This window comes from Mesorhizobium australicum, from assembly GCF_900177325.1.
GTDB classification, from domain to species: domain Bacteria; phylum Pseudomonadota; class Alphaproteobacteria; order Rhizobiales; family Rhizobiaceae; genus Mesorhizobium_A; species Mesorhizobium_A australicum_A.
Genome location: NZ_FXBL01000004.1, coordinates 1478364 through 1498602 on the forward strand (window position 1 = coordinate 1478364; position 20239 = coordinate 1498602).

A 20239-nucleotide genomic window follows, 5' to 3' on the forward strand; every position below is an offset into this window, starting at 1 on the left:
CCTCTCCCCGAGGGGAGAGGGGGGTTACCAACGTCTTCTCTGACCGGAGGGAGATTAGCCGCGAAGGTCGCAGATCTCCTCTCCCCTTGGGGAGAGGGTGGCCGAGCGAAGCGGAGGCCGGGTGAGGGGGATGGCGCCGATCAGGCGAGGATAACCCCCGCTTCCTTCATCCGCGCTGTCATCGCCGCCAACGATCCGCCAAGATCAATCGCACGGCAGGCATCCATCTGAACCGTCACGTCCAGCCCGTGCTTTCTCGCATCGAGCGCGGAGAAGGCGACGCAGAAATCCGTCGCCAGCCCGACCAGTGTCACCTTGCCGATGCCGCGTTCCTTGAGGTAGCCGCCGAGGCCGGTCGGCGTCGTGTGATCGTTCTCGTAGAAGGCGGAGTAGGAATCGATCGCCTTGCGGAATCCCTTGCGGATGACGATCTCGCCCTTGGTCCAGACAAGGTCGGGATGGAACAGCGCGCCCTTCGTGCCCTGCACGCAATGGTCCGGCCACAGCGTCTGCGTGCCGTAGGACATCTCGATCGTCTCGAAGGGCTGCTTGCCCGAATGGCTCGACGCAAAGCTCGAATGGCCGGCCGGATGCCAGTCCTGCGTCAGCACGACGTGGTCGAACCGTTCGATCAGCCCGTTGACGATCGGCACGATCTCGTCGCCGCCTGCGACCGCCAGCGCTCCGCCGGGGCAGAAATCGTTCTGGACATCGATCACCACCAGAGCTTCCATTCGCCTTCTCCACGTGTAGATTTGCAGGGTCGACACTCGCCCGAAGCGCTTCGTTGCGTCAATCATGCTGTGACGCGCAAGGGCTTTGACAGGACGGGATCGAAGGTATCATTTGTATGCGAATGAAAATCCCGTGAGGGGCGCTTAGTCCGGGCATGACCCAGCAGCTTTACGCCAGGCCGGACACGATCGAGGAAGCCGTGTCGCTTCTCTCGCACGGGACATGGCGGCTTCTCGCCGGCGGGACGGATTTCTATCCGGCGCAGGGCAGCCGCCCGATCCGTGACGACATCCTCGACCTGAACGGCATTGCCGCCCTGCGCGGCTTCGAACGCACGGACGCAGGTATCCGCATCGGTGCGCGCACGACCTGGAGCGACATCGTCCGGGCCGATCTTCCGCCGGCGTTCGACGGGCTGAAGCTTGCCGCGCGCGAAGTGGGCTCGGTCCAGATCCAGAACACCGGCACTGTCGCCGGTAACCTCTGCAACGCCTCGCCCGCCGCCGACGGCGTGCCGGCGCTGCTGACGCTTGATGCCAGTGTCGAGCTTTGTTCCGCGGGCGGCACTCGCGTATTGCCGCTGCCGGACTTTATCCTCGGCAACCGGCGCACGGCGTTGCAGCCAGGCGAACTCGTGACCGCTGTGCTGGTGCCTGCCTCCGCGGACGAAGGCCGATCGACCTTCCTCAAGCTCGGCGCGCGCCGCTATCTGGTGATCTCGATCGCCATGGTCGCGGCGCGGATCGCGATCGAGGGCGGACGTGTCGCACACGCCGCCGTCGCGGTCGGAGCCTGTTCCGAGGTCGCGCGGCGGCTCACCACGCTGGAGGCCGATCTGGTGGGGCAGGCGGCCGATGCATCGCTGGCGCGTGTCGTGCAGGACCGCCACGTGGCGGGGCTGACGCCGATCGGCGACGTCCGCGCTGACGCCTCATATCGCAAGGAAGCTGCGCGCGAGATCGTGGCGCGGGCACTGGCGAGGCTTGCCGGTGACGCAGAGGATATCGCCGCATGAGCCTTCCTGCGCAGGACATTTCCTTCCAGGTCAACGGCAACCGGGCCGAGGTGAAGGTGTCGCCCGTCGCACGGCTGTCTACGGTCCTGCGCGACGAGCTCGGCCTCACCGGCACCAAGGTCGGCTGCGATGCCGGCGATTGCGGCGCCTGCACGGTGCTGGTTGACGGCGCGCCGGTTTGCTCTTGCCTCATGCCCGCCGCGCAGGCCGAGGGCGCTTCGGTCACGACGGTGGAAGGTCTTGCCAACGGACGCTTGTCGTCGCTGCAGAAATCCTTCCTCGCCCATGGCGCGGCGCAATGCGGCATCTGCACGCCGGGCCTTCTCGTCTCCGCCGCGGCCCTGCTGGAGAGCAATCCGCATCCTTGCGAGACAGAGGTGGCAGACGCGCTGGGCGGCGTGCTGTGTCGCTGCACCGGCTATCGCAGGATCGTCGAGGCGGTAATGGCCGCCTCACGCTATCACAACCTGCCGGACAACATGCCCGAAGCCGGCAAGGCCGTTGGCGCCTCGCCGATCCGGCTGGACGGCGTTCCGAAGGTGGACGGCAGCGAGCGCTTCGGGGCGGACGAGACGCCGGACGGTGCGCTCGCGGTCGTCGCGATCCGCTCGCCGCACTGGCATGCATCCTTCGCGCTCGGGGACCTCGACGCCTATGTCGCGGCGCATCCGGGCATCGTCGCGGTGTTCACGGCGAAGGACGTTCCGGGCCGCAACCGTTTTGGTGTGATCGCCGCCTATGCTGACCAGCCGGCGCTGGCCGATGGCGTCGCGCGATTCCGGGGCGAGGCGGTTGCCCTGGTAGCCGGCGAGAAGGCTGCGACCGACGACCTCGACCTCGCCGCCTTCCCGATCGAGTGGACGCCGTTGCCGCATATGCTCGACCCGGCGGAGGCGCGGCGCGAGGGCGCGGAGCTGATCCATCCGGCGCGGCCCGGCAACATCCTCGCGCAGGGCGCGGTCGAGCGCGGCGATCCGGAGGCGGCTCTTGCAAGGGCTGCGGTCGTCGCCTCGGCGGAGATCGAGACCTCCTTCGTGGAACATGCCTATATCGAGCCCGAGGCGGGTTCGGCCTGGATGGACGGCGACACGGTGGTGGTGCGCGCGTGCACGCAGAGTGCGGCCATCGACCGCGACGACACGGCGACCGTGCTCGGCCTGCCGCTCGACCGCGTCCGCATCATCCCCACCGCGACCGGCGGCGGCTTCGGCTCCAAGCTCGACGTGTCGGTGCAACCTTTGCTCGGCCTTGTCGCGCTGAAGACGGGCAGGCCGGCGCGGATGGTCTACAGCCGGCGGGAATCGATGATGTCGACCACCAAGCGCCACCCGGCGCGGATGCGCGCGACGATCGGAGCGGACGCCTCCGGCAAGGTCGCCGGCATGATCTTCGAGGGCGACTTCAACACCGGGGCCTATGCGAGCTGGGGGCCGACCGTGGCCAACCGTGTGCCGGTGCATGCCTCGGGGCCGTATCTCACGCCCAACTATCGTGCCTTCGGCCGGGCGGTGCACACCAACGGGCCCATCTCGGGCGCCTTCCGCGGCTTCGGCGTGCCGCAGGCGACGATCACGCAGGAAGCTCTCTATGACGAGCTCGCCACGAAGCTCGGCATCGACCGGCTGGAATTCCGCCTGCGCAACGCGCTGCGCGACGGCGACAGCACGGTCACCGGCCAGCATCTTGCCTCCGGCGTCGGCATCGAGGCCTGCCTGGAGGCGCTGAAGCCGCACTGGGACAGGGCGCAGGCGGAGGCGCGCGCCGCCAATGCGAAGGGCAGCCAGAGCCGTCGTGGCATCGGTGTCGCCTCCTGTTGGTACGGCTGCGGCAACACCTCGCTGCCCAATCCCTCCACCATGCGCATCGGCATTTCTGCCGACGGCGCGGTGGTGCTGCACCAGGGCGCGATCGACATCGGCCAGGGCTCCAACACGGTCATCGCCCAGATCGCGGCAGATGCGCTCGGCCTGCCGCTGGCGAAGCTGCGCCTGGTCGGCGCCGATACCGCGCTGACGCCCGATGCTGGCAAGACGTCGGCCTCGCGCCAGACCTTCGTCTCCGGCAAGGCCGCCCAGAAAGCGGCCACCGCGCTGCGCGAGGCGATCCTGCGCTTCGCCAACGTGTCGGCGGCCGGGCGGCTGCAGCTCGACGGCGCGGTGCTGACGGTCAGCGAGGGCGAGGCGATGCGACGGATCGACCTCGCGTCGCTGCCGCCGGATGTGTTGGGCTATGTCTTCTCGGCGCAGGAGAGCTACGACCCGCCGACGCTGCCGCTCGACGCGAAGGGGCAGGGCGTGCCCTACGCGGTGTACGGCTATGGTGCGCAGCTCGTGGAGCTGGAGGTCGACATGGCGCTTGGCACCGTGCGGCTGATCAAGATCACCGCCGCGCACGATGTCGGTCGCGCGGTCAATCCGCTGCTGGTGCAGGGCCAGGTCGAGGGCGGCATCGCGCAGGGCGTCGGGCTGGCGCTGATGGAGGAATATATCCCCGGCCGTACCGAGAACCTGCACGACTACCTGATCCCGACCATCGGCGACGTGCCGCCGATCGAGACGATCATCGTCGAGGTGCCGGACCCGGAAGGCCCCTTCGGCGCCAAGGGGCTCGGCGAGCATGTGCTCATCCCCACCGCACCGGCCATCCTGAACGCGATACGCGACGCAACTGGCGTGCTGGTGACGAAAGTGCCGGCGACCCCGTCGCGGGTGCTGGCGGCGATCCGGTCGAAGGAGCCGACCCCATGAACGAGCTCGCCGAGCGCTTCGAGGCTGGGACGCCCGACGAGAAGAAGGCAGCGGACAAGATCCGCTGCGATGCGTGTCCGGTCATGTGCTACATCGCCGACGGCCGCACCGGCGCCTGCGACCGCTACGGCAATTCCGGCGGCCGCATCGTGCGCTGCGACCCGGTGACGATCCTCGAACATGCGGTGGAGGCCGGCCGGCTGCTGGTGCCGTTCGAGAAGGGCAAGGCGTGGGACGGCAATCCGGTCAACACCGATCGCCGCTTCGTCACCGCCATCGGCGCGGGCACGACATATCCGGACTACAAGCCGGCCCCGTTCATCGTCTCGCAGGAGGTCGCGGGCGTCGATCTCGTCACCGTGGTGACCGAGGGCATCTTCTCCTATTGCGGCGTCAAGGTGAAGATCGACACCGACCGTCATATCGGGCCGGAGCGCGCCGTGGTGCGCGTGGAGGGCGAGGCGGTCGGCCATGTCACGACCGCCGAATACGGCTCGCAGATGCTGTCGCTCGGCGGCGTGGCGCATCTGACCGGCGGCTCGAAGTCGGAGGGCCGCGTCACCTGCGATACGCTGCTCGCGCTCGTCAATAAAAAGGCGGTGGAGCTGTCGATCGACGACGGCGAGACCGTGCTCGTCCAGGCGGGAAAGCCGCCGGTCATCAGCGGAGCCACGGAGCACCGCATGCGCGTCGGCTGCGGCTCGGCCACGATCGGCATGTTCGCCAGCCAGTGGCGCGGGCTCGTCGACGAGGTGGTGGTCGTGGACGATCACATCACCGGCGTCGTCTCCGAGCACCAGGCCGGCAAGGTGCTCGGCTGGGAGGACACGGGCATCAAGATCATCGGCCGGCGCTCGACGCCGGGTCGCTATTTCAAGGTGTCGGAGCCGGGCACCGGCTGGGGCGGCACCCGATTGCAGAACCCGCTCGACATCCTCGGCGACTGGAACGCGAAGAAGGGTGCGCGGCCCGGCCTGTCGATCCTGATGGTGTCCACGACCGGGGAGCATTTCGGCTATTACGAACTCGACGGCGACCTCAAGCCGGTGGAGAAGCCGTTCCCGGATCGCTTGCGCAAGTCGGTCGAACTCATCGTCGACAACAGCGAGCCGGCGCTCTGCTCCGTGCTCTTCGTCGGCGGCGCCGGCGGCAGCCTGAGATCGGGCGTGACTGAGAACCCGGTGAACCTGACCCGCTCGGTGCATCGGATGGAGACCTATGTCACCTGCGGCGGCGCGCCGGTCTATGTCTGGCCGGGAGGCGGCATCACGCTGATGGTTGACGTCACCCGCCTGCCGGACAACGCGTTCGGCTATGTTCCGACGCCGGCGCTGGTCGCGCCGATCGAGTTCACCATGCGTCGCGACCACTATACCCGGCTGGGTGGGCACGTGTCGGAGATCCGCACCGTCGAGGACGTCATGGCACGAGGCGGCGAGTTCCTGAACGCGCGCCGCGTCGCCGCCGCGCCGCAGGGCAACGACTGGCCGCCGCTCGCCCATCTCAGGTTCAGGCAGTGACCGGCAGTCCGCAGGTCGCCTGGCTGCCCGATGGCCGGCGTCTGCACATGAACCACGGCCCGATCGACCTGATCGTCGAGGCGTGGGGCGATCCCGGCGAGGTGGCCCGCGCCTACGGCCAGGCGGCCGACCGCTTCGGGACGATACTCTCCGAACTCGTTGCCGAGCTGCCGGATCTGCGCCGCCCCGCAGGTCCGGCGCCGCGCCCGTTCGACGGGCCGACGGCGCGGCGCATGGAGCGCGCGGTCTGCCGCTTCTCCGGCCGGTTCATCACGCCGATGGCCGCGGTCGCCGGATCGGTTGCCGACGAGATGCTGGCCGCAATGGTCGACGGGTGCTCGTTCGCCAGGGCCTACATCAACAACGGCGGCGACATCGCGATTCACCTCGCGCGCGGCGAGAGCATTCGTCTGGCGATCGCAGGCACGGGCAACGGCTTCGGCGACCGGCTGGAGATCCCGCATGCGTCCGCCGTGCGCGGCATCGCCACCAGCGGCTGGCGCGGCCGCTCGTTTTCGCTCGGCATCGCCGACGCCGTCACCGTGCTCGCCCGCGACGGGGCGACGGCCGACGCGGCGGCGACGGTGATCGCCAACGCCGTCGATCTTCCCGGCCATCCGGCGATTTCCCGCGTGGCGGCTGCTTCATTGCAGCCAGACAGTGATCTTGGCGAAAGACTGGTCACGACCGATGTAGGCGTGCTTTCTCCCGCGGAAATACATGAGGCCCTTGCACGCGGCCTCGCGGAAGCGGAGGAACTCGCCGGAGCCGGCTTGATCGAGGGCGCGGCGCTGTTCCTGGCGGGAGCCTCGCGGGTCACAGTGGGCGCCCGGCTTCTCTCTGGCCCGGACGCCTAGCGTCGGCAGCGCGGCAGCGACCGAGATCGTTTTCCGACCGAAAGTAGGGCTGCAAACGGCTTGCCTGATATCAGCGTCAGCCTGTATCATCCCTGAGGCAAGTTTCTTGCAGTCCCTTTCAATAATTTGCAAACAAATGAACGTTTTTTGATATGACAGACTTTCCTATCCGCAAAATTGCGATCATAAGTGAAGAAATCTTTCATGATGGGGGTCCACCGACGAGCGTTCCGCGACGGCGCGCGGCGGCACTCGCGCTGGTCCGCAACCCCTTCGCCGGCCGCTTCGAGCCCAACCTGCAACCGGCGATGGAAGACCTCAAGCCTCTCGGCGCACTGCTGACGGAAAAGCTCATCGCCGTTCTCGGCGGAGACGTCTCCCTGATCGACGGCTATGGCAAGGGCGCGATCGTCGGCTCGGCCGGCGAGATCGAGCACGGCGCCCTCTGGCATGTGCCCGGAGGCTACGCGATGCGTGAGCGTTTGCCTGCGTCCAAGGCAATAGTTCCATCTGCGATGAAAGTCGGAGGGTTCGGCAGTTCTCTTGACGTTCCGCTGGGGCATACAAATGCGGCCTATGTCAGAAGTCATTTTGATGCTATGACAGTAAATATTCCCGATGGGCCGCGTTCCGACGAGATTTTATACTGCCTAGTCATGTCGTCCGGTCCCCGGATTCACAGTCGCATGGGTGGCCTAGAAGCCTCCCAGGCGAAAGGGGAGGACGGTTTGCGGTGATGGGCGACAACGATATGTTGGGTTCGTCCGACAGCGATGGTCCGGCGGACACCTATCACCTCCAGGAGCAGGTAGGCTTCATATTGCGCAAGGCGCACCAGCGGCATGTCGCGATCTTCTCGTCCCAGATCGGCGATCTGACGCCGCCGCAGTTCGCCGCGCTCTCCAAGCTTCACGACCTTGGCGAGTGTTCGCAGAACCATCTCGGCCAGCTGGTCGCGATGGACGCGGCGACGATCAAGGGCGTGATCGACCGGCTGAAGCTGCGCGGCCTCGTGGCGGTGGCGGAGGACAAGGAAGACCGCCGCAGGATCGTGGTGTCGCTGACGCCGGCGGGCCGGGAGACCTTCGCCCGCCTCGTGCCGGCGGCGCAAAGCGTCAGTCTCGCCACGCTGCAGCCGCTGACCAGCCGTGAATCGCAGACCCTGCTGCGGCTTCTGAATAAGATCACCTGAACGGGACGACTCACCCGTTCGGAAATGCCATCACAGGGGGCCGAAGCGCGCTTCGGCCTCTGCCAGGTCATAGTAGCCCATCGCGATGTCGTGGGCGACGAGCGCGCGCTCGCGCTTGCGCGGATCGCCATAGCCACCGCCGCCGGGCGTCTTCACCTGCACCCGATCGCCGGCGACGAGCGGGATGTCCTGCTCCTTCGACAGATGCGGCGGCACGTGCTCCTTGCCGTTTCGAATCACCCTCACCTGGTTGACGCCACCGTTCTCGCCGCCCAGCGCGCCGAGCGGCCCCGTGCGGCCGTGGTCCATGACGAAGGATGCGCGCGCCGCGCCGCGCAAAAGCTCGATCTCGTAGGCGAGTCCGAAACCGCCGCGATGCCTGCCCGCGCCGCCGGAGCCCTCATGCAGCGCATAGTGACGGTAGAGCACCGGAAAGGCCTGCTCCATCACCTCCACCGGCGGCGACTTGGAGATGCCGATGGTCGAGCATCCGTTCGACAGCCCGTCGGCTGTAGCACTTCCGCCGTAGCCGCCGCCGGAGATCTGGTACATCACGAAGTCGCGCCCGCGCGCCGGGTCGTGGCCGCCGAGCGCGAAATTGCCGCTGGAGCCCGCCGGCGCCGCCGTCACCTGGTCGGGCAGCGCCTGCACCATCGCGGCGAAGACGGCTTCGGCGATGCGCTGCGACACTTCCGCCGCACAGCCCGAGACCGGGCGGGGATAGTGTGCGTCGAGGAAGGTGCCTTCCGGCCGGTTGACGACCAGCGGTTCGAACGCGCCGGCCGACAGCGGCACGTCCGGGAAGATGTGCCGGATCGCCAGGTAGACCGACGACAGCGTCGTCGCCAGCACGCTGTTCATCGGCCCGGCGCAAGGCGGGCTGGAACCGGCGAAATCGAAGGTCAGCGTCTCGCCGTGCTTCTCGATGGCGAGCGCGATGGTGAGCGGCTGGTCGACCACGCCGTCCGAATCGACGAAGGCCTTCGACCTGTAGACGCCGTCCGGCATCTCCGCGATCCGCGCCCGCATCTGCTCGGCCGCTCGACGGCGCAGCTCGGCGATCGCGTCGGTGACGGTCTTGTCGCCGTAGCGGTCGAGCAGCTCGTAGAGCCGGTCCTGCCCCACCATCAGCGCCGCCGCCTGCGCCTTGATGTCGCCGATGCGCTGGTCCGCTACGCGGATGTTGGAGGCGATGATGGCGTGGATCTCCGGGTCCATCACCCCCTTCTTGTAGAGTTTCACCGGCGGCAGCCTCAGCCCCTCCTGCTCGACCGAGGTGGCCGAGGCTGAGAAGCCGCCCGGCACCGCGCCGCCGATGTCGGGCCAGTGGCCGGTGTTGGACAGCCAGCAGAAAATCCGGCCATTGCGCCACACGGGCTTGGCGAAGCGCACGTCCATGAGGTGCGTGCCGCCGAGATAGGGGTCGTTGACGATGTAGATGTCGCCCGGCTCCGGCGGCACCGCCTTGCCGTCGCGGATCATCTCGATCAGGGTGCGGGTCGAATATTGCATGACGCCGACGAAGACCGGCAGCCCGCCGATCCCTTGCGCGATCAGCGAGCCGTCCTGCGCCGAATAGATGCCGTCGGAGCGGTCGTTCGCCTCGGCGATGACCGGCGAGAAGGCGGCGCGCGAGAAGGTCAGATCCATCTCGTCGCAGACCTGCTGCAGGCCGGCCTGGATGACGGAGAGGGTGATGGCGTCGAGAGTGGTCATGTGCGCTTCACCTCGATGATGATGTTGCCTTCCGCGTCCGACGAACACCGGTCACCCGGCTCCACCACCGTCGTCGCGTCGAGCTGTTCGAGGACCGCCGGGCCCGCAAAGGCTGCGCCGGGCGGCAGTTTCTCGCGGGCATAGACCGGCGTGTCGATCCATCGCCCGTCGAACCAGACCTTGCGCGTCTCCACCAATGCGCCGGCGAGGCTGTCAGCGCGGCCGGCCGGGTCGATCAGCGTCGACAGGTCGACCTCGCCGCGCACGCCGATGACCGACGTGTTGAGGTTGACGAGCGCGGCGCGGATTTCCGGCAGCTTCACCCGGAAGCGGGCGTAGTAGGCCTTCTCGAACAGGTCCTGCAGATGCGCCCGCGTTACCTCCGGCGAGGGCAGGGGAACGTTGAGCAGGTGGGTCTGGCCGACGAACTGCATGTCGGCGGAATGGACGACGCGGATCGTCTGCGGCTTCACTGCCTCCTTGGCGATCAGCTCGCGCCCTTCGGCCACCTGGCGGGCGAGGATGGTCCTGGCCTTCGCCTCGTCCAGCGCGGCGACGGGCTGGTTCAGCGTGTTGACGAAGTCGTGCCGCATGTCGGCCACCACGCAGCCGAGCGCGTTGGTGATGCCCGGCCGCGCCGGTACCAGCACCTTGGGGATGCCGAGCTCGCGCGCCAGCGCCGTCGCGTGCAGCGGCCCGGCGCCGCCGAAGGCGAACAGCGCGAAGTCGCGCGGGTCGTGTCCCTTGGAGATCGACACCATGCGGATCGCGCCGGCCATCTTGAGGTTGGCGATGCGCAGCACCGCGCCCGCCGCCTCGGTCGCGCCGACGCCGATGCGGTTGCCGAGCTTCTCGGCGAAGATCGCCTCGATGTCGGGCACGCTCACTGGCGAATCGACCGCCAGCAGCCGCTTCGGGTTGAGCCGGCCGAGGATCAGGTTGGCGTCCGAGATTGTCGGCTCCGTGCCGCCGCGGCCATAGCAGATCGGCCCCGGGCTCGCCCCCGCGCTTTCCGGCCCGACGCGGATCAGACCGGCATCGTCGATGCGTGCGATCGAGCCGCCGCCGGCGCCGACGGTGTGCACGTCCACCATCGGCACGTGGATCGGCATGGCATATTCGATCTCGATCTCGTTCGAGACTGCCGGCTGCGCGCCGCGGATCAGCGCCACATCGGTCGAGGTTCCGCCCATGTCGTAGGTGACGAGGTTCGGGAATCCGGCGCGGCGACCGGTATAGGCGGCAGCCATGACACCGGAGGCGGGGCCGGACATCACGGTCTTGGCGGCCTCGTTGGTCACGTAGCGGGCGGAGATCATCCCGCCATTGCCGTTCATCATCAGGAAGTCGCGGCTGTAGCCGCGCACGGCCAGCTCGCCGCGCAGCCGCTCGACGTAGCGCTTCAGGATCGGCTGGACCGAGGCATTGACGGCCGCCGTCACCCCGCGCTCGAACTCGCGGGCCTCCGAGAGGAGCGAATGGCCGGTGGTTATGTGGTCGTTCGGCCAGAGCTCGGCTGCGATCTCGGCGGCCCGCTTCTCGTGCGCCGGATTGGCGTAGGCGTGCAGGAAATGGATCACCAGCGACTCGCAGCCGGCCTCGGCCAATTGCCTGACGGCCGCGCGCATCGCCTCTTCGTCGAGCGGCGTGCGGACCGCGCCCGACGCCTCCACCCGCTCGGGAACCTCGAGGCGCAGGTTGCGCGGGATCACCGGGACGAACGTACCGGTCATTCCATAGGCATTGGGCCGGGTGCGGCGCCCGAGCTCCAGAACGTCGCGGAAGCCCTGCGTGGTGATCAGGCCGGTCTTCGCCAGCCGCCGCTCCAGCACTGCGTTCGTCGTGGTCGTGGTGCCGTGGACGATCAGGTCGATATGCTCGATCGGAAAACCGGTCGCGCCAAGCGCGGAAACCACGCCGAAGGCCTGGTTGTCGAGCGTTGTCGGCGTCTTGGCGACATGGACCTTGCCGCCGCCCTTACCATCGATCAGGATGAGGTCGGTAAAGGTGCCTCCCACATCGATTCCGGCCACCACATACTCATCGCCTGCCGGCCGTTTCTCTGCCATCGACTGAATCCGGAATGAAGAACTGACCCGCGGGTGTAATTTGGAACGTGCGACTATTGACCCGGCTTGACCCAAAAATCATAGCTATACTAATAACTAAAGCAGGCAAGGCGACCTTGGTCGTCGCCCGCGCGCCCCGGCAGATCCAGTTACCCGGCGCCTGACCGCTCCATCCTACCGGCGCAAGCCTGTGACAAGGAAAGACCGAATGCAAGACGCTGCCGTCACGAAGGACGCGACCGCTTCCGCGCTTCCTTTCCCGATTCCCGCGAACGTTCATGCCGAGCGCGTGGTGTCGGTGACGCATTACACCGACCGGCTCTTCTCCTTCCGCATCACGCGGCCGCAGAGCCTGCGCTTCCGTTCGGGCGAGTTCGTAATGATCGGCCTGCCCAATGCCGAGAAGCCGGTCTACCGCGCCTATTCGGTCGCAAGCCCCGCCTGGGATGACGAGCTCGAATTCTATTCGATCAAGGTGCAGGATGGCCCGCTGACGCAGCATCTGCAGAAGATTCAGCCGGGCGACATCGTGCTTTTGCGGCCGAAGCCGACCGGAACGCTGGTGCTCGACGCGCTGACCCCCGGCAAGCGCGTGTTCATGATCGCGACCGGCACCGGCATCGCGCCCTTCGCCAGCCTGATCCGCGAGCCGGAGACCTATGACAAGTTCGAGCAGGTGATCCTCACCAACACCTGCCGCGACGCCGCCGACCTGCAATACGGCAACGAGCTCGCCGCGATGGCGAGCGAGGACCCGCTGATCGGCGAGATGGCAGGCGGCAAGCTCGTCTACTATGCGACGACCACGCGCGAGGAGACGCCCAACATGGGCCGCATCACCACGCTGATCGAAAACGGCAAACTGTTCTCCGACCTCGGCATCCGGCCGCTCGATCCGGCCACCGACCGGGTGATGCTCTGCGGCTCGATGGCGATGATCAAGGACGTCGCGGCACTGCTAGAAGCCCGCGGCTTCACCGAAGGCTCCAACTCGGCGCCGGCGGAATTTGTCCTGGAGAGGGCGTTCGTGGGGTGAGACGCCGGTTCGCCGTAGGCGAATTCATCGTGCCAGTGGCACGATGAAAGGCGTCGAACGGGCGGGAGCTGCCGGAGGCAGCGGGCCCCGCCCAGGGGTGGCTACCAGCTGATCACCCCTCCTCAAACCCCGTCAGCACGCCCACCGCGTTCACCCCGATCTCCTCGACGGCATAGCCGCCTTCCATCACGATCAGCGTCGGCAGACCGAGCTGCGCGATGCGGCGGCCGATCTTCGGATAGTCCTCCGTCTTCAGCCTGAACTTGGAGATCGGGTCCTTCTCGAACGTGTCGACGCCGAGAGAGACGACCAGCACGTCGGGCGCATAGTCTGCTACCCTGCGGCAGCCCTCCTCGAGGGCTGCGCTCCATGTCTCCCATGTCGTGCCCCAGGGCATCGGATAGTTGACGTTGAAGCCCTCGCCCGGCCCTTCGCCGCGCTCGTCGGCATGGCCGAGGAAGAAGGGATATTCGACCATCGGGTCGCCGTGCAGGTTCACGACCAGGACGTCGCCGCGGCGGTAGAAGATCTCCTGCGTGCCGTTGCCGTGATGGTAGTCGACGTCGAGGATGGCGACGCGCTTTGCGCCCTGGTCGACGAACCATTGCGCGGCACTCGCGGCATTGTTGATGAAGCAGTAGCCGCCGGCGAAGGCCGCGCCCGCATGGTGCCCAGGCGGGCGGCAGAGCGCGAAGGCGGCGCGCTCGCCCGCTTTCACGAGACCGGCGGCGGTGATCGCCACGTCGTGCGATGACTTGATCGCGTCCCATGTCCCGGCGACGAAGGTCGCACCGGCGTCGAACGAATAGTACCCAAGCTGCGCGTCGATGCCCTGCGGCCGCACGTCACCGCGCAGACCGCGTGTCGGCCAGGTGTAAGGCATCGCCGTGCCGTCGCGGCCGGATTCGACCCAGAGCGGCCATACCGTCGGAAGGAAGTCGATGAAATCGGCGCGGTGCACGCGCTTGGCAATGGCGATGTCGTGCTCGTTGGGCGCAAGGATCGGCCCGAGCTTCACCGCCTCGACGCGTGAGCGGATGTATTCCGCCCGCGACGGCATCTCGAAGGCCGGCACGACCGCGCCTGCCACCAGTTCGACATTGCCGGCATGGCCATGATGGCGAGGCGAGTAGATTGTCTTCATGCGTTGAATCCTGGTGGGTTGCAGAATCCCCCTCACCCGGCCTCCGCTTCGCTCGGCCACCCTCTCCCCCGAGGGGAGAGGAGATGATCCGACGTTCGCGACCAATCTTCACTCCAGTCGGCGAAGACGGCGGCAAACCTCCTCTCCCCGCGGGGAGAGGGTGGCCAAGCGAAGCGGAGGCCGGGTGAGGGGGCGCTTGTACGGCGACCAGGAGGCTAGCGGCTTTGCTTCGCCGTCTGCAAGTCGGCTGTCTGGCTCAATCCGATCTGCCATCTGGACCAAAAATCGCCTGGTGGCATGATCCCCGGAACCGGTGCTAGCCTGACCGCAACGACAAAGGGAACTTCATCTTGCAAGCAGACCTGATCGTCACCAATGCGCGGATCCTCACCATGGACGAGGGCAATCCGGCGGCGGAGGCGATGGCAGTCGCAAACGGCCGCATCCTCGCAGTCGGTAGCCGCGCCGAGATGGAAGCGCTTGCCGGACCCGGCGCGAAGCGGATCGACGCCGCGGGCAAGTCGGTGCTGCCCGGCTTCATCGAGAGCCATCTGCATATCCTGCTCGGCGCTGCCGAACTGGGCCATCTGCAACTCTTCGGCGTGAAGGGCTTCGACGAGCTGTCGCGAAAGGTTCGGGACTTCGCCGCCGCGAATCCCGACAGGCCGGTGCTGCAGGCGCAGGGCGCCGACTACACGATCCTGTCCGAGGCCGAACCCGTGACGCGGCACCATCTCGACCGCATCCTGCCCGACCGCGCCTTCGTGATGTCCTCGCCCGACCACCACACGATGTGGGCGAACACCAGGGCGCTGGAGATGGCCGGCATCCTGCACGGCAGGAAGCTCGGACCGGGCAACGAGATCGTCATGGGCGCGGACGGATTGGCCGAGGGCGAACTGCGCGAGAGCGAGGCCATGGGGCCCATCATGGCGCTGACCGGCGAGACGCGGCTGCGCCTCGGCATGACCGGCGGCGAGCCGGAAACCCCGCCGACGCCTGCCGAGCGCGCCGCCGACCGCGCGGTACTGCTGGAGGGGCTGAAGCATGCGGCGAAGCACGGCATAACCTCTTTCCACAACATGGATGGCAATGCCTACACACTCGAACTGCTGTCGGAACTGCGCGACGAGGGCAAGCTGCTCTGCCGTGGCCGCGTGCCGTTCCACTACAAGAACTTCATGCAGATCTCCGAGCTCGAGCGCGCCTCCGAGATGAGCCGCCGCTTCGACGACGAATGGCTGACGTCGGGCTTCGTCAAACTGTTCATGGACGGTGTGCTGGATTCGTGGACGGCCGTCATGGTCGAACCCTATGCCGACAGGCCGGACTGGGTCGGCGAGCCCTTGTTTCCCGCCGACGAGTTCGCCCGCATCGCCACCGAGATCGACCGGCGCGGCCTGCAGATCGCCGTGCACGCGATCGGCGACGGCGCGGTGCGCTCCGTGCTGGACGGCTACGAGGCGGCGCAAAAGGCCAATGGCAGGCGCGACAGCCGTCATCGCATCGAGCATATCGAGGTGACGACCGATGCCGACGTGCCGCGCTTCGCCGAACTCGGCGTAATCTGCTCGATGCAGCCGCCGCATCCGCCGGGTTCTCAAGGGCTGCCGCTGGAGCCGACCGTCTCGCGCATCGGCCGCGACCGCTGGCGGCTCGCCTATGCCTGGCGCACGCTGAAGGACACCGGCGCCCATGTCGTCTTCGCCTCCGACTGGCCGGTGTCGAACGTCGACCCGATTCTCGGCATCCAGTCGGCGATGATCCGCAAGCCCTGGGCCGAGGGCCTGCCCGACCACAGCTATTCGCTGCACGAGGCGATTGCCGGCTACACGGTCGAGGGCGCCTACACGGAGTTCGCGGAGGCCTCGAAGGGCAGGCTGAAGCCGGACTATCTCGCCGACTTCGTCATCCTGTCGCACGACATTGAGGCGGTCGCTCCCGAGGCGCTGCACGAGGTCCGGCCGGTACTGACGGTCTGCGGCGGCACCGTGACCTACGAGGCCTGAATGGTTCCGGCGCCGCTCCAGCCCTGGCGCAAACGCCTGAGTTTCGGGCAGTCTGCCCTGCCTTTGGTCAGGACAGCCGCCAGGATCTGCGGCGAGCCCGGCTAATGCGCCCGGCACACACCTTGCTTGGAGCTAATTGAACGGAGATTCAAAGTCGCCATTGCCAAGGCTCATGCCTTGTGCTGACATCGAAACCGCAACCGCCGCCAAGAGCGGAAGCAAAAACAGGGGATATCGTGCCGGCCAATCCGGATAGGAACGCAATCGACGTTCGCGCGGTTTCGAAAGTCTTCGGCTCAGGCGCCGATCGGGTGGCAGCGCTCGACAACGTCTCAGTCGTCATCCGCGAGAACGAGTTCTTCACCCTCCTCGGCCCTTCGGGCTGCGGCAAGACCACGCTTCTGAGGCTGATCGCCGGCTTCGATTTCCCGACCGAGGGCCAGATCCTCCTCTACGGTGACGACATCGCGCCGCTGCCGCCTTACAAGCGGCCCGTCAACACCGTCTTCCAGTCCTACGCGCTGTTCCCGCACATGACGGTGGCGCAGAACATCGGCTTCGGGCTTGAAATGCTCGGCAAGCCGAAAGGCGAGGTTGCCGCCCGCGTCGACCAGATGCTGAAGCTGGTGCGCATGGAGGCGCTGAAGAACCGCAAGACTAGCCAGATCTCCGGCGGCCAGCAGCAGCGCGTAGCTCTCGCTCGGGCGCTGGCGCCGCAGCCGAAGGTGCTACTGCTCGACGAGCCGCTCTCCGCGCTGGACTACAAGCTGCGCAAGGAAATGCAGATCGAGCTGAAGCGCCTCCAGCACGAGACCGGCATCACCTTCATCTTCGTCACCCACGACCAGGAGGAGGCGCTGACGATGTCCGATCGCATCGCGGTCATGTCGTCGGGCAAGATTCTGCAGGTCGGCACGCCGTGGGACATCTACGACAAGCCGGCCGAGCGCTTCGTCGCGGATTTCATCGGCGAGACCAATTTCATCGTCGCGAAGATCGTTTCGGCCGCCGACGGCAAGGCGACCGTGGCGCTGCCCTCCGGCACGACCATCCCGGCGACCTATGCGGAGGGGCTTGTCCCGTCCGGCGAGGTCACCGTCGTCGTGCGGCCGGAGCACGCGCGCGTCGTCAAGGAGGGAGGACATCTGCCGGGCACGGTCGAGACTGTCGTCTATTTCGGCACCGACACCAACATCCACGTCAGGCTGGAGAGCGGGGGCGTCTTCATCGCCCGGCAGCAGAACTCGCGCAGCGCCGCCTGCGGGTTCGAAACGGGCGAGCGCGTCGGGATCGACATAGCCGAAGACGCCGCCCAGGTGCTGAAGGATTGAGGCGATGACGACAGCCGCGGAGATCGCAGCCAAGGCCGAAAAGGACGATGTCCGCAAGCGCTGGCTGCTCTCCGCCCCGGCGCTCGTGATCATCTTCCTGGCCGGCATCGGTCCGCTTTTCGTGGTGCTGATCTATTCCTTCCTGACGCCCGGCCCCTATGGCGACGTCAGGTGGCAGTTTTCCACCGACGCATGGGTCGGCGTTTTCCTGCAGCGGGACATCTTCGACGACACGCTGGGCATAGCCGACGCGCATCTGTCGATCTTCCTGCGCTCGGTATGGCTGTCCTTCCTCACCACGATCCTGACGCTGATCTTCGGCTTCCCGACCGCCTATTTCATCGCCACACGGTCCGAGAAGACGCAGGCGCTCTGGCTGTTCCTGATCACGATTCCCTTCTGGACCAACCTGCTCATCCGCACCTTCGCGGTGCAGGAGGTGATCCGCAACGAGGGCCTGCTCAACAGCCTTCTCGTCTGGTCCGGCATCGTCTCGGCCCCCGTGCAGATCCTCTACACCGACTGGGCGATCGCGCTGGGCATGATCTATGTCTACCTGCCGCTGATGGTCCTGCCGCTCTATGCCTCGATGGAGAAGCTGGACTTCCGCCTCGTCGAAGCCGGTTACGATCTCTACGCGACGCGGCTGCAGGTGCTGCGGCGCATCATCATCCCGCTGGTGAAGCCGGGTATCATCGCCGGCTCGATCCTGGTCTTCATCCCTTCGCTCGGCGCCTATGTCACGCCGCGCGTTCTCGGTGGCGGCAAGCAGATGATGCTCGGCAACCTGATCGAGCTGCAGTTCGGCGCCGGCCGCAACTGGCCGCTGGGCGCCGCCCTTGCGCTGACCTTGACCGTCATCGTCACCGTCGCGCTGCTGTTCTACGTCCGCTATGCCGCGCAGGGAGACCGCCGGCATGGCTAGGTCGACCTTCGACATCAGGGCGCTGCCCGGCTTCGCCACCATCGCGATGATCTGCTTCGCGCTGCTGTACATTCCGATCTTCACCCTCGTCGTCTACGCCTTCAACGAAGGCAACTCGGTTGCGATCTGGCAGGGTTTCTCGCTGCGATGGTTTCGACAGGCCTGGAACAACCAACAGGTTGTCGACGCTTCGATCCGCTCCGTTCAGATCGCCTCCGTCGCCGCGGTTATCGCGACCGTGGCCGCCACGATGGCGGCAATCGCGACCACCCGGACGCGCCCGTATCGCGGCCTCACCTTCAAATACGCCTTCATCAACCAGCCGCTGATGATCCCGGAGATCGTCACCGCCGTCGCGTTGCTCATCGTCTTCGCCCGCATCAAGGTCGCCACCGGTTATTCCGGCCTCGGCTACCTCATCGCCGCGCACACCGCCTTCTGTATCCCCTTTGCCTACCTGCCGATCCGGGCGCGTCTGGAAAGCATGGACCTGACGCTGGAGACAGCCGCGGCCGACCTCTACGCCCCGCCGTGGAAGGTCTTTACCCGCGTGACGCTGCCGCTGCTCTGGCCGGGCATCATCGCCGGCCTCATGCTCGCCTTCGTCATCTCGCTCGACGATGTCGTCATCACCGAATTCGTAAAATCGGGCGGCCAGGACACGCTGCCCACCTACATGCTCGGCCAGTTGCGCCGCGTGGTGACGCCGGAGATGAACGCCATCTCGACCGTGTTTCTGGCGATCTCGATCCTGATCGTCACCGTCTTCTTCTTCATCAGCCGACGACGAACCTGACAATCCAGAAGGGAAAGGAAGCGAAATGAAACGTTCAACCATGATCGCGGCGCTGGGAGCCGCGCTGCTTGCCTCGACAGGCCTCGCCCGCGCCGAAGGCGAGCTCAACATCTTCAACTGGGGCAACTACACCTCACCCGAGCTGATCAAGAAGTTCTCCGACGAATACAAGATCAAGGTCACCGTCACCGACTACGATTCCAATGACACCGCACTCGGCAAGATCCGCCAGGGCGGCCACGGGTTCGACATCGTCGTCCCATCGGCCTCCTATGTGCAGATCTGGGTCGAGGAAGGCCTGCTGCTCGAATCGAACCCCAACCAGATGGAGAACTTCAAGAACGTCGATCCGCGCTGGGTCGATGTCGAGTTCGATCCGGGTCGCAAATACACGGTTCCGTGGCAGTGGGGCTCCACAGGCGTGTCCGTCGACACGTCGGTCTACAAGGGCGACATCAACACGTCCGCCATCTTCCTCGATCCGCCGGCCGAACTCGCCGGCAAGATCAATGTGGTGCCGGAGATGGCAGACGTGATGCATCTCGCCATCAGATACATGGGCGGGGAGCCGTGCACGGGTGACAAGGAGATCCTCAAGAAGGTCCGCGACAAGCTGGTCGAGGCCAAGACCAAGTGGATCTCGATGAACTACGGCAACATCGAAGCCATGGCCAAAGGCGACTATGCCGCCACGGTGAACTGGAACGGCGCCTCGCTGCGGATGCGCGACGCCAAGGCTTCGATCCACTACGGCTATCCGAATGAAGGCTATCCGCTGTGGATGGACAACGCCGCCATCCTCAAGGACGCCAAGAACGTCGAGAATGCCAAGCTGTTCCTGAACTACGTGATGGCGCCCGAGAACGCAGCGCTGATCTCCAATTTCGCCAAATATGCCAATGGCATCAAAGGCTCGGAGAAGTTCATGCCGCCGGAGATGGCGACCGCGCCGGAAATCGTCACCCCGGCCGAGTTTGCCGACAAGGGCAAGTTCATGCTCCGTTGCGCGCCGGACGTGCAAGAGATTTATACGAAGATCTGGACCGAAGTTCAGAAGTAGCACCGGTTGGCCGTTCCTCTCCGGACCCATGGAGAGCGATGATGGGCGCGGGCTTTGCGAGGTCCGCGCTGTCACTCATCCGGTGCT

General features: G+C 66.4%; 16 protein-coding genes. 12 read left to right on the forward strand and 4 right to left on the reverse strand.

Annotation, left to right across the window (positions count from 1 at the left end; translation table 11 throughout):
- Positions 1-140: 140 nt before the first annotated feature.
- The gene (gene pncA, locus B9Z03_RS09600) at positions 141-734 is read right to left on the reverse strand and encodes a bifunctional nicotinamidase/pyrazinamidase (RefSeq protein WP_085464006.1); all 594 of its coding nucleotides are present in this window, start codon (positions 732-734) and stop codon (positions 141-143) included.
- A gap of 155 nt (positions 735-889) precedes the next feature.
- On the opposite strand from pncA, the gene B9Z03_RS09605 reads away from it, so the two are divergent.
- From B9Z03_RS09605 to B9Z03_RS09630, 6 genes are all read left to right on the forward strand, one after another.
- Complete coding sequence (locus tag B9Z03_RS09605) at positions 890-1750, forward strand: FAD binding domain-containing protein (RefSeq protein ID WP_085464007.1); 861 nt, start codon at positions 890-892, stop codon at positions 1748-1750.
- Entirely contained in the window at positions 1747-4497 is a 2751-nt protein-coding gene (locus tag B9Z03_RS09610) for a molybdopterin-dependent oxidoreductase (RefSeq protein WP_085464008.1), read from the forward strand. Before B9Z03_RS09605 ends, B9Z03_RS09610 begins: the two co-directional genes overlap by 4 nt.
- Positions 4494-6017, forward strand: coding sequence for a 6-hydroxynicotinate reductase (locus tag B9Z03_RS09615; protein ID WP_085464009.1), 1524 nt, complete (start codon positions 4494-4496; stop codon positions 6015-6017). The genes B9Z03_RS09610 and B9Z03_RS09615 overlap by 4 nt, the downstream gene beginning before the upstream one ends.
- Positions 6014-6874 (forward strand): UPF0280 family protein, encoded by an 861-nt coding sequence (locus B9Z03_RS09620; RefSeq protein ID WP_085464010.1) that lies wholly within the window; start codon positions 6014-6016, stop codon positions 6872-6874. The genes B9Z03_RS09615 and B9Z03_RS09620 overlap by 4 nt, the downstream gene beginning before the upstream one ends.
- Positions 6875-7026: 152 nt before the next feature.
- Entirely contained in the window at positions 7027-7611 is a 585-nt protein-coding gene (locus B9Z03_RS09625; protein WP_085464011.1) for an amino acid synthesis family protein, read from the forward strand.
- Positions 7611-8066, forward strand: coding sequence for a MarR family winged helix-turn-helix transcriptional regulator (locus B9Z03_RS09630; protein WP_085464012.1), 456 nt, complete (start codon positions 7611-7613; stop codon positions 8064-8066). Before B9Z03_RS09625 ends, B9Z03_RS09630 begins: the two co-directional genes overlap by 1 nt.
- Positions 8067-8096: 30 nt before the next feature.
- Here the strand turns inward: B9Z03_RS09630 and B9Z03_RS09635 are convergent, their stop codons facing one another.
- Together B9Z03_RS09635 and B9Z03_RS09640 are read right to left on the reverse strand one after the other, a co-directional pair.
- Complete coding sequence (locus B9Z03_RS09635) at positions 8097-9782, reverse strand: hydantoinase B/oxoprolinase family protein (RefSeq protein ID WP_085464013.1); 1686 nt, start codon at positions 9780-9782, stop codon at positions 8097-8099.
- The gene (locus B9Z03_RS09640; protein WP_085464014.1) at positions 9779-11851 is read right to left on the reverse strand and encodes a hydantoinase/oxoprolinase family protein; all 2073 of its coding nucleotides are present in this window, start codon (positions 11849-11851) and stop codon (positions 9779-9781) included. Before B9Z03_RS09640 ends, B9Z03_RS09635 begins: the two co-directional genes overlap by 4 nt.
- 208 nt (positions 11852-12059) lie before the next feature.
- On the opposite strand from B9Z03_RS09640, the gene B9Z03_RS09645 reads away from it, so the two are divergent.
- Positions 12060-12887: a ferredoxin--NADP reductase gene (locus B9Z03_RS09645; RefSeq protein ID WP_085464015.1), complete on the forward strand. Its 828-nt coding sequence runs from the start codon at positions 12060-12062 to the stop codon at positions 12885-12887.
- A 112-nt stretch (positions 12888-12999) separates the two neighbouring features.
- On the opposite strand, the gene B9Z03_RS09650 is transcribed toward B9Z03_RS09645, so the two are convergent.
- Positions 13000-14031: a histone deacetylase family protein gene (locus B9Z03_RS09650; protein ID WP_085464016.1), complete on the reverse strand. Its 1032-nt coding sequence runs from the start codon at positions 14029-14031 to the stop codon at positions 13000-13002.
- A gap of 392 nt (positions 14032-14423) precedes the next feature.
- Here B9Z03_RS09650 and B9Z03_RS09655 point away from each other — a divergent pair, with 392 nt between their 5' ends.
- The 5 genes from B9Z03_RS09655 (at position 14424) to B9Z03_RS09675 (ending at position 20152) form a co-directional block, all read left to right on the forward strand.
- A complete protein-coding gene (locus tag B9Z03_RS09655) occupies positions 14424-16040 on the forward strand; it encodes an amidohydrolase (protein ID WP_085467576.1) in 1617 nt (538 codons plus the stop codon).
- A 236-nt stretch (positions 16041-16276) separates the two neighbouring features.
- On the forward strand, positions 16277-17371 hold the full coding sequence (locus B9Z03_RS09660) for an ABC transporter ATP-binding protein (RefSeq protein WP_085464017.1): 1095 nt from the start codon (positions 16277-16279) through the stop codon (positions 17369-17371).
- 4 nt (positions 17372-17375) lie between these two features.
- The gene (locus B9Z03_RS09665) at positions 17376-18296 is read left to right on the forward strand and encodes an ABC transporter permease (protein WP_085464018.1); all 921 of its coding nucleotides are present in this window, start codon (positions 17376-17378) and stop codon (positions 18294-18296) included.
- Entirely contained in the window at positions 18289-19092 is an 804-nt protein-coding gene (locus B9Z03_RS09670; protein ID WP_085464019.1) for an ABC transporter permease, read from the forward strand. The genes B9Z03_RS09665 and B9Z03_RS09670 overlap by 8 nt, the downstream gene beginning before the upstream one ends.
- Positions 19093-19117: 25 nt before the next feature.
- Positions 19118-20152 (forward strand): ABC transporter substrate-binding protein, encoded by a 1035-nt coding sequence (locus B9Z03_RS09675; RefSeq protein WP_085464020.1) that lies wholly within the window; start codon positions 19118-19120, stop codon positions 20150-20152.
- The last annotated feature ends 87 nt before the right edge of the window (positions 20153-20239 follow it).